Genomic DNA, 7,837 nt, shown 5'->3' on the forward strand with positions numbered 1-7,837 from the left:
TGAAATTTTCTCCCCTACTTGTAGAAAGTAAGGGAGAAAAGTCTTAGAAAAAGCTTTTAAAGCTTTTGTTGCATTTTTGAGCAAGACTAACATTTACTTAACTTATATATGCCTTATCAAAACTTACAAGTGCATACCAAGTTTATGAAAGTAGACTTGCTCTTACCCAACAAGCAATTGTTGAGCAGTATTTCCTTTCCTTAACAACAGTTCAGGTTTTGTGTCTTCAGTGCGGCTAGCATCAGAATAAAGTTTCATGATTTCTATACCTCTACGAAGAACTTCAGTTTTATCAATATTCAATTGTTTTGAAATTTCTTCGAGGTCTTTTGTAGCATTCTCACTGAGACTAATATTAACTGAGCGTGCCATCTTAATTCTCCACGTTTATTGTATTAATTGAACAAGCTATGTGCTACATAATAGCACTTTTAAGGCATAGTTTTCTACAACTATACTAACCTAAAAAGGGATTATAGTCAAGATTTTGATGAACCAGAGCTTGTATTAAAACCAGATAAATTGAAGTTTTAAAAACTATGTCTTTAGTTAGGTTTTTCTAAGTTTAGTAAAGCAGAGAGATATAACGAGTTATGACTATTTAAAAGGGTTTAATATGTCTTAGGCAATACTCTAGAAACTGCTGGGGAATTTCTCCACTTTCTCCCCAATGCAAATGAACATAAGAAGCATGAACATTTGCAGGTAAACCCCATCCTTCGCATCCCATATTTTCTTCACAATCATAGCGAGAAGTTTCAAATAGGGGCTGAGTGGGCGTTAAGGTTAAATGAGAACGATGAAACTCATGTCCGTAAACAGTTGTACCCGCCTTGACTAACAGATTATCTTGCAAAGCTACTGCCCGACGATAGCCTAAAGTTAAACGCCCACCCATTACAGCAGATGTCGGTAAAACTCCTGCCATTGACCAAGATTTACCCTCAAAATCGATAATTTGCTCACATAAATACATCAATCCTCCGCATTCGGCAACTGTCGGCATTCCTTGAAGAATTGCTGTTTTCACGGCATCACAAACGCTAGTATTTTCTGCTAATTGCTGGGCAAAAACTTCTGGGAAACCTCCGCCAAAATACATTCCCTGCACATCTTTTGGTATTGCAGCATCTTCTAAGGGACTCCAGAAAACCAGTTCTGCGCCAAGTTGTTGCAGCAAATCGAGATTGTCTTGGTAGTAGAAATTAAAAGCGCGATCGCGGGCTACTGCAATCCTGACGGGAGAAGAGGGGGGATGAGGGGGATGAGGGGGATGAGGGAGAGGTTTTGATTTTAACAAGGGTAATAAATGTTGCCAATCGAAGCAGGTATCTCCTAAATCAGCGAGGCGATTAATTAAAGCGTTGAGTTCGGGGAGTTCTGCTGTGGGAACTAAACCCAAATGGCGATCGGGAATTGTGATGTTATCTTGACGGCGGAGTACGCCGAGAACGGGTAATTGTAAGGGTTCTAGAGAATCTTTCAGTAGAGACAGATGGCGATCGCTCCCCACGCGATTTAATACTACCCCAGCTATTTTAATTCTGGGATCAAAAGATTGGTAGCCGTGAGCGATCGCAGCCACAGAACCAGATAAACGACTACAATCAATCACCAACACCACAGGTAAATCCAAAAGCCGCGCGATGTGTGCCGTACTCGCAAAATCAGTAATTTGTCCTTTGTCATTTGTCCTTTGTCCTTTGTCCTTTGCAAATGACAAATGACTAATGACTAATGACGAAATACCATCAAATAATCCCATCACCCCTTCCACTAGGGCATATTCACTCAGTTGGCTATGACGGGCAAAACATTGCTGAACGTAGGCTTCAGAAGTCAACACTGGGTCTAAATTGCGACAAGGACGGCCAGTTACGTGTTGATGAAACATCGGATCAATGTAGTCTGGGCCTACCTTGAAAGATTGCACCAAGCGATCGCGACGGCGTAAAGATGCTAAAAGGGTGAGCGTGACTGTTGTCTTGCCCACCCCACTACGTTCTCCGGCAATGACTAAAGCCATAAATGAAACAAATTAGTATGCAGCAACTATTTTGACTATTGGCTGTGTGTCTATCGTCGCTTTTTGCAAAAGCAGATGCACGAGTTTCTAAAACCAACTAACTCAAACTTATACCAATTAGAAACAAGAAAACTAGCCAATTAGGGGAGTTAGGCTGAAAAAATTTGTCTAATAATAACATAGTTGGAGATTAGCCGAAAACTCAGATAGCAATAAGCTACCAGAAGAGGAACGTTTTATGATAGTTGTGCATCATCTTAACAACTCACGATCGCAGCGTGTGCTGTGGTTGCTTGAGGAATTAGGTATCGAATACGAGATCAAATTCTATGAACGCGATGCAAAGACAATGCTGGCACCGGAGTCGCTGCGTCAAGTCCATCCGCTTGGCAAGTCACCAGTGATCACAGATGCAGACCTCACCATCGCTGAGTCAGGCGCCATCATCGAATACCTCGTTAATCGCTACGGTAATGGTCGCCTAGTTCCGGCATCCGATACACCGGAGCATCTGCGCTATACATATTGGCTGCATTACGCCGAAGGCTCTGCAATGCCACCTCTGGTGATGCGGGTAGTATTGAACAATTTCAAGGCAGGGGACAGCAGCGTTGTTAGTGGATTCGTCGCGCCTCAGATCAAACTTCACTTTGACTACATAGAAGCTGAACTACGTAAAAATACGTGGTTTGTCGGTGAGGAATTTACCGCCGCCGATATCCAAATGAGCTTTCCCCTCGAACTAGTCGCTATGCTCCCGAAAGAGGTGGAAAGCCGACCAAAGCTTAAAGAATTTATTGATCGCATTCATGGGCGACCTGCTTACAAACAGGCACTTGAGCGTGGAGGCAAATACGACGTATCTTTTCATTGAAGAAGAATTCAGAAGTCAGAATTCAGGAATCAGAACAAGAAAGTGGGGGATTCAAACCCACCACTTTCTTGTTGACCACTAAATCTTCAATTTAGTGGGGGTCTTAAACCCACTTATTCATCCGCCAGCGATGCACTGAGCGTAGCCGAAGTGTCACACAGAATTCAATTCTGAATTCTGGCTCCTGACTCCTGAATTCTGTTTTGATAAACCAGAATAAACTACAATACAGTTCAGTTAAGGATTATTTGTAGAGTGTAAATGTTGCATTGCAACGTCTACAAATAGGTTATCAGTCAAGCAAATTAATTATGTCTAATGGTGCAGTTACTCAATTAGAATTATTAAATCGTAAAGCTGCTGGGCAGCACAACCCCCATCAGATTCTCTCTGTACAGGATTTGAGTGCTTTAAACGATCGCTTCAACTCGAAAGGGCTGCTTCAACTAGCTTTGCATCTAACTGTCATGGGATGCAGCGGCTATCTGTGGGCGATAAACTTGGGCAATTGGACGTTAGCAATACCAACACTAGCGATTTATGGTTTTAGTATTGCTTCTATGTTTGCACCTATGCATGAATGCGTTCACAGAACTGCATTCGCTGCTCATCCTTTAAATGATGCTGTTGCTTGGTGTGCAGGTTTGCTCTCATTTTACAATAGCACATTCTTCCGTCACTATCACAAATGGCATCACCTTTATACTCGCGTTCCTGATAAAGACCCAGAATTAACTGACCCCAAACCAAGTAACTTTGCTAAATACTTATTAATAATTAGCGGTTTACCCTGGTGGTTGATCAAAATTCGTGGGCATTTTCGGATTGCATTCGGTCAACTTGATGATTGCCCATTTATAAGAGAATCAGCACGTGCTGAAGTTATTCGCTCCATTCGACTGCAATTAGCTGTTTATGCAGCTGCGATCGCTCTCTCAATTGCAGTAGGTCAGCCTTGGTTTATACTTTATTGGCTGCTGCCATTGATTGTCGGTCAGCCAATTCTGCGTTTTATTCTGCTAGCAGAACATACAGGTTGCACTCTTGATGCTAATCGGCTGACGAATACGCGCACAACACTAACCCTCTGGCCTGTGCGATTTTTTATGTGGAATATGCCGTTTCATGCAGAGCATCATTTATACCCATCAATTCCGTTCCACGCGCTGGCTGATGCTCATAAGCAGTTGAGTCCGCACTTTGCTCACATTGAACCAGGCTATATAAAAGTCAACAGGGATATTGTGACTAAATCGGAACAATCAGCAATATGACAAAATCCCCAAGTTTTCTAACGCAAGAAAACTTTAGGCTTCAGTGTGGTGCAGTTCTATCCGAAGTGAGGTTAGTGTACCAGGGTGCATCCCATTTTTTATTTTTCAACGAGAGTATAACTGTCATTGCGAGGAGGTACGACGTTCGCGCAGCGTGTCGCAGACAAGCAATCGCATAGACTTGTTCTTAGTGCGAGATTTTGCGATTGCTTCACTGCACTTCGTTTCGTACCCTGCGGGAACGCCAAGGGCGAACGCAATGACGTTGCAAAAAAGTGGGATGCTCCCGTGTACCAAACTTACGGCGAACTTGCAGGCGATCGCAATAGCTTTCGTATAGGTTCCATTTTGAATTTTTAATTGGAGCAAAGCGACTTGACTAACTCACTTTCTGAAATTGCCCGTGAAAAGAGTATCCGTTATTTTCTAATTTCATTCACCGATTTGTTTGGGGTGCAACGGGCAAAACTTGTGCCTGCTGCAAGCATTGATAGCATGGCAGCTAATGGTGCTTCCTTCGCGGGATTTGCGGCTTGGCTAGATATGACTCCAGCAGATCCAGACATTTTAGCGATACCCGACCCTATTAGTCTATTTCAATTACCTTGGGAGGCTGAAGTTGCCTGGATGAGCGCGGATCTCTACACTGTGAGTGGACAACCCATAGAACAAACCCCCAGACTTGTATTGAAGCGCGTCCTCAAACAAGCCTTAGAGTTAGGCTATAGCGTCCGCACAGGAGTAGAGTGTGAGTATTTTCTGCTTAATAGCGAAGGTAACAGTATATCTGATTTGCGCGATCGTCAAAGCAAACCCTGCTACGACCAACAAGCCCTGATGCGCCGCTATGAAGTAATTCGTGAAATCTGCGATGCCATGTTGACATTTGGTTGGGGTGCTTACCAAAACGACCATGAAGACGCAAACGGTCAGTTTGAGATGAATTGGATGTATGCCGATGCCCTTGTCACCGCAGATCGTCATGCCTTCTTTAAATATATGGTCAAAACAATTGCCGAAAAGCACGGGTTGCGTGCTACCTTCATGCCCAAGCCTTTCCCCCATTTGACTGGTAACGGCTGCCATACTCATCTTTCTATCTGGGATGCAGCAGGCAAAGTAAATCTCTTCCACGAAGAGCAAGGAGAACTGGGACTCTCACCTTTAGCTTACCAGTTTATTGCAGGCGTGTTACATTCTGCCGAGGCGCTGTGTGCTTTTTCAAATCCCACAATCAATTCTTACAAGCGAATTAACGCACCCGTCACTACTTCCGGGGCAACTTGGGCCCCTAGCACCATTACCTACAGCGGCAATAACCGCACTCATGCTATCCGCATTCCTGACGCTGGGCGCTTTGAGTTCCGTCTCGCTGACGGTGCAGCTAATCCCTACCTACTAGCTGCTGCACTCATCGCCGCCGGACTCGATGGAGTTGTCCAAAAGCGCAATCCTGGGCCACGTTATGACAATAATAGCTATACAGATCCGCTTCCCCTTGATCAGGTAAAACAGCTGCCGACAAACTTATTGGATGCATTACGCTGCTTAAAAGCAAACACAGTTCTAACCCAAAGCCTTGGAGAACGGTTAACAGCAGCTTATTTAAAATTGAAACACCAAGAGTGGAATGAATACAGTACCTGCATCACTCCTTGGGAACTGGAAAATACGTTAGATTGCTAATACCAAATCCTATCGTACCAGAACCCGGTCAAGAATCAGTTTGGGATTATCCCCGTCCGGCTCGTTTAGAAGATACCAACAAATCAATTCGGATAATTTGTAATGGTATTCTTTTAGCAGAAACAACTAAAGCTAAAAGAGTCTTAGAAACTAGCCATCCTCCGGTTTATTACCTTCCTTCTGAAGACATTAAACTAGAATATCTGATTGAAACACCTAAAAAAACTTGGTGTGAATGGAAAGGTAAATGTCAATATTATGATATCAGCATCGGTGATAAGTATATAAATAACGCTGCTTGGCGATATATTGAACCTACACCTGATTTTGTAACGATTCAAGAATACTATGCTTTTTACCCTAGTTTAATGGATGCTTGCTATGTAAGTGATGAGTTAGTTATGTCTCAACCTGGCGATTTTTACGGTGGATGGATTACTGCTGATATTGTCGGGCCATTTAAAGGTAGTCCAGGAACAATGGGGTGGTAATTTATGAAAATACAAGTTATTAAAATAATTTGTAATTTGTAATTAAGTTTTGCAACGGTGATTTAGTGCATGGATCGAAGAAGTGTAGGACTTACCACTGTACAAATTCATCGTGATGTGCATTAACGATGCTCCCGGAAGTTTTCAGGCTTTTCTTAATTATCCTGCGATCGTCAATAGACCATGCTGTAGGGGCTAAGCATTGCTTAGCCCTTACGAAAGATGTGGTTTTTAAACTTATCCATATATGGTATTTCTTGTCAATGCGTAAGTCCTAAAGTGGTTTCTCGGAAACACCATATTTGATTTCTTAAAACTTTAGATGTACGAAGGTTTTTCAAAAATCAAATACTAGTCCTATAGTGCAGATAAATTCAATTTTTGACTAAAGTTTTTTATGATAATTTATCTTTTTCGCTACTGACAGAAAAAATATTCTCAATAACTTATCGAGTGTATTGCTGCCCATATTACCTTTGTGCAAGGATAACTAATTCTTATTTAAGTGCCTCATTCCCAAATTACGACATTAGCTTGACTGGCGATCGCCTCCCTTGATGCGCCTGTTATACGACAGTTCGTAGAAGCTGCGATCGCTGTGGTGAAGCAACGCCAGGCGTTTTCATCCCCTGCAAAAACGCTCCAGGTTTTATCGCAGATCATCTGTGCTGTTTTGACGGTTTCGGATTTATCTATCTCCAGTTAAGAATGATTAAAAGCTCTAATGAATATCAACTAACCATGTATTATAAAGCTGCTAATTGAAAACGAGTAAGTCTAAGAGGATGTTTGAAAAGTCTTCTTGTCGGTATCAAAAGTTCTAGATCCCCCTAAATCCACACCACATGCAAGGCTCATCGGCAGAGCCGCAAGGGCGCAGTGGCTCCCCGATAAATTGGGGAACTTTGATTCCGGTTCCCCCCAATTTATCGGGGGGAAACCAGAAAATCCAGTTCCCTCCCCTTTATAAGGGGAGGGTTAGGGTGGGGTAAAAAAATATTTAATACATCAACTATGACTTTTCAAACAACCTCTAAGGGTACAGATACAGATTCGGGTGTACCGAGGTAATTTCAGCCTCAAGCAAGATATTTAAACACTACACAGGGGAATACTTCCATGAAAGTTGGTTATAGATTATTAATGATGGCTTTAACTGTCCCGTTCTTGATTGGGATATCAAATTTTAAAGCAAAAGCTCAAATTACTACTCAACAATGGGGGACAACTGGTGATATTCCAGTCCCTGGCGATTATGATGGTGATGGGAAAAATGATTTCGCTGTCTGGCGACCCAATAATGGTACTTGGTATGTAATTAAAAGCTCTACAGGTCAAATTATTACTCAACAATGGGGGACAACTGGTGATAGACCAGCTCCTGGCGATTATAGTGGTGATGGGAAAAATGATTTCGCTGTCTGGCGACCCAATAATGGTACTTGGTATATATTTACGAATTTACAATGATAAATCCACAATCAAC

8 protein-coding genes are annotated in these 7,837 nt (G+C 42.4%); 5 read left to right on the forward strand and 3 right to left on the reverse strand.

The features are described from left to right. Positions 1 to 162: 162 nt before the first annotated feature. Both LC574_RS16755 and LC574_RS16760 read right to left on the reverse strand, forming a co-directional pair. On the reverse strand, positions 163 to 372 hold the full coding sequence (locus LC574_RS16755) for a hypothetical protein (RefSeq protein WP_229454562.1): 210 nt from the start codon (positions 370 to 372) through the stop codon (positions 163 to 165). A gap of 229 nt (positions 373 to 601) precedes the next feature. Then, on the reverse strand, positions 602 to 2,026 hold the full coding sequence (locus LC574_RS16760; protein WP_229454563.1) for a cobyrinate a,c-diamide synthase: 1,425 nt from the start codon (positions 2,024 to 2,026) through the stop codon (positions 602 to 604). Positions 2,027 to 2,264: 238 nt separating this feature from the next. Here LC574_RS16760 and LC574_RS16765 point away from each other — a divergent pair, with 238 nt between their 5' ends. The 4 genes from LC574_RS16765 (at position 2,265) to LC574_RS16780 (ending at position 6,351) form a co-directional block, all read left to right on the forward strand. After that, positions 2,265 to 2,900: a glutathione S-transferase family protein gene (locus LC574_RS16765; RefSeq protein WP_229454564.1), complete on the forward strand. Its 636-nt coding sequence runs from the start codon at positions 2,265 to 2,267 to the stop codon at positions 2,898 to 2,900. A gap of 311 nt (positions 2,901 to 3,211) precedes the next feature. Beyond that, on the forward strand, positions 3,212 to 4,174 hold the full coding sequence (locus LC574_RS16770; protein WP_229454565.1) for a fatty acid desaturase: 963 nt from the start codon (positions 3,212 to 3,214) through the stop codon (positions 4,172 to 4,174). A gap of 375 nt (positions 4,175 to 4,549) precedes the next feature. Next, complete coding sequence (gene glnT, locus LC574_RS16775; protein ID WP_229454566.1) at positions 4,550 to 5,860, forward strand: type III glutamate--ammonia ligase; 1,311 nt, start codon at positions 4,550 to 4,552, stop codon at positions 5,858 to 5,860. Continuing rightward, positions 5,854 to 6,351 carry a DUF427 domain-containing protein gene (locus LC574_RS16780; RefSeq protein ID WP_229454567.1) on the forward strand — a complete coding sequence of 166 codons (498 nt, stop codon included), beginning with the start codon at positions 5,854 to 5,856 and terminating at the stop codon, positions 6,349 to 6,351. The genes glnT and LC574_RS16780 overlap by 7 nt, the downstream gene beginning before the upstream one ends. A 510-nt stretch (positions 6,352 to 6,861) precedes the next feature. Here LC574_RS16780 and LC574_RS16785 read toward each other — a convergent pair. Further along, positions 6,862 to 7,014 carry a hypothetical protein gene (locus LC574_RS16785; protein WP_229454568.1) on the reverse strand — a complete coding sequence of 51 codons (153 nt, stop codon included), beginning with the start codon at positions 7,012 to 7,014 and terminating at the stop codon, positions 6,862 to 6,864. 456 nt (positions 7,015 to 7,470) lie between these two features. Between LC574_RS16785 and LC574_RS16790 the strand changes: the two genes are divergently transcribed. Further along, positions 7,471 to 7,821 carry a VCBS repeat-containing protein gene (locus LC574_RS16790; RefSeq protein WP_229454569.1) on the forward strand — a complete coding sequence of 117 codons (351 nt, stop codon included), beginning with the start codon at positions 7,471 to 7,473 and terminating at the stop codon, positions 7,819 to 7,821. The last annotated feature ends 16 nt before the right edge of the window (positions 7,822 to 7,837 follow it).

Origin of the sequence: Nostoc sp. CHAB 5715 (assembly GCF_020829685.1) — a bacterium.
In the GTDB taxonomy this organism is placed as follows: Bacteria; Cyanobacteriota; Cyanobacteriia; order Cyanobacteriales; family Nostocaceae; genus Nostoc.

Excerpts from the sequence above, each read along its gene's own strand:
- LC574_RS16755 (WP_229454562.1), bottom strand. The coding sequence starts at position 372 with ATGGCACGCTCAGTTAATATTAGTCTCAGTGAGAATGCTACAAAAGAC.
- LC574_RS16760 (WP_229454563.1), bottom strand. The coding sequence starts at position 2,026 with ATGGCTTTAGTCATTGCCGGAGAACGTAGTGGGGTGGGCAAGACAACA.
- LC574_RS16765 (WP_229454564.1), top strand. The coding sequence starts at position 2,265 with ATGATAGTTGTGCATCATCTTAACAACTCACGATCGCAGCGTGTGCTG.
- LC574_RS16770 (WP_229454565.1), top strand. The coding sequence starts at position 3,212 with ATGTCTAATGGTGCAGTTACTCAATTAGAATTATTAAATCGTAAAGCT.
- LC574_RS16785 (WP_229454568.1), bottom strand. The coding sequence starts at position 7,014 with ATGATCTGCGATAAAACCTGGAGCGTTTTTGCAGGGGATGAAAACGCC.
- LC574_RS16790 (WP_229454569.1), top strand. The coding sequence starts at position 7,471 with ATGAAAGTTGGTTATAGATTATTAATGATGGCTTTAACTGTCCCGTTC.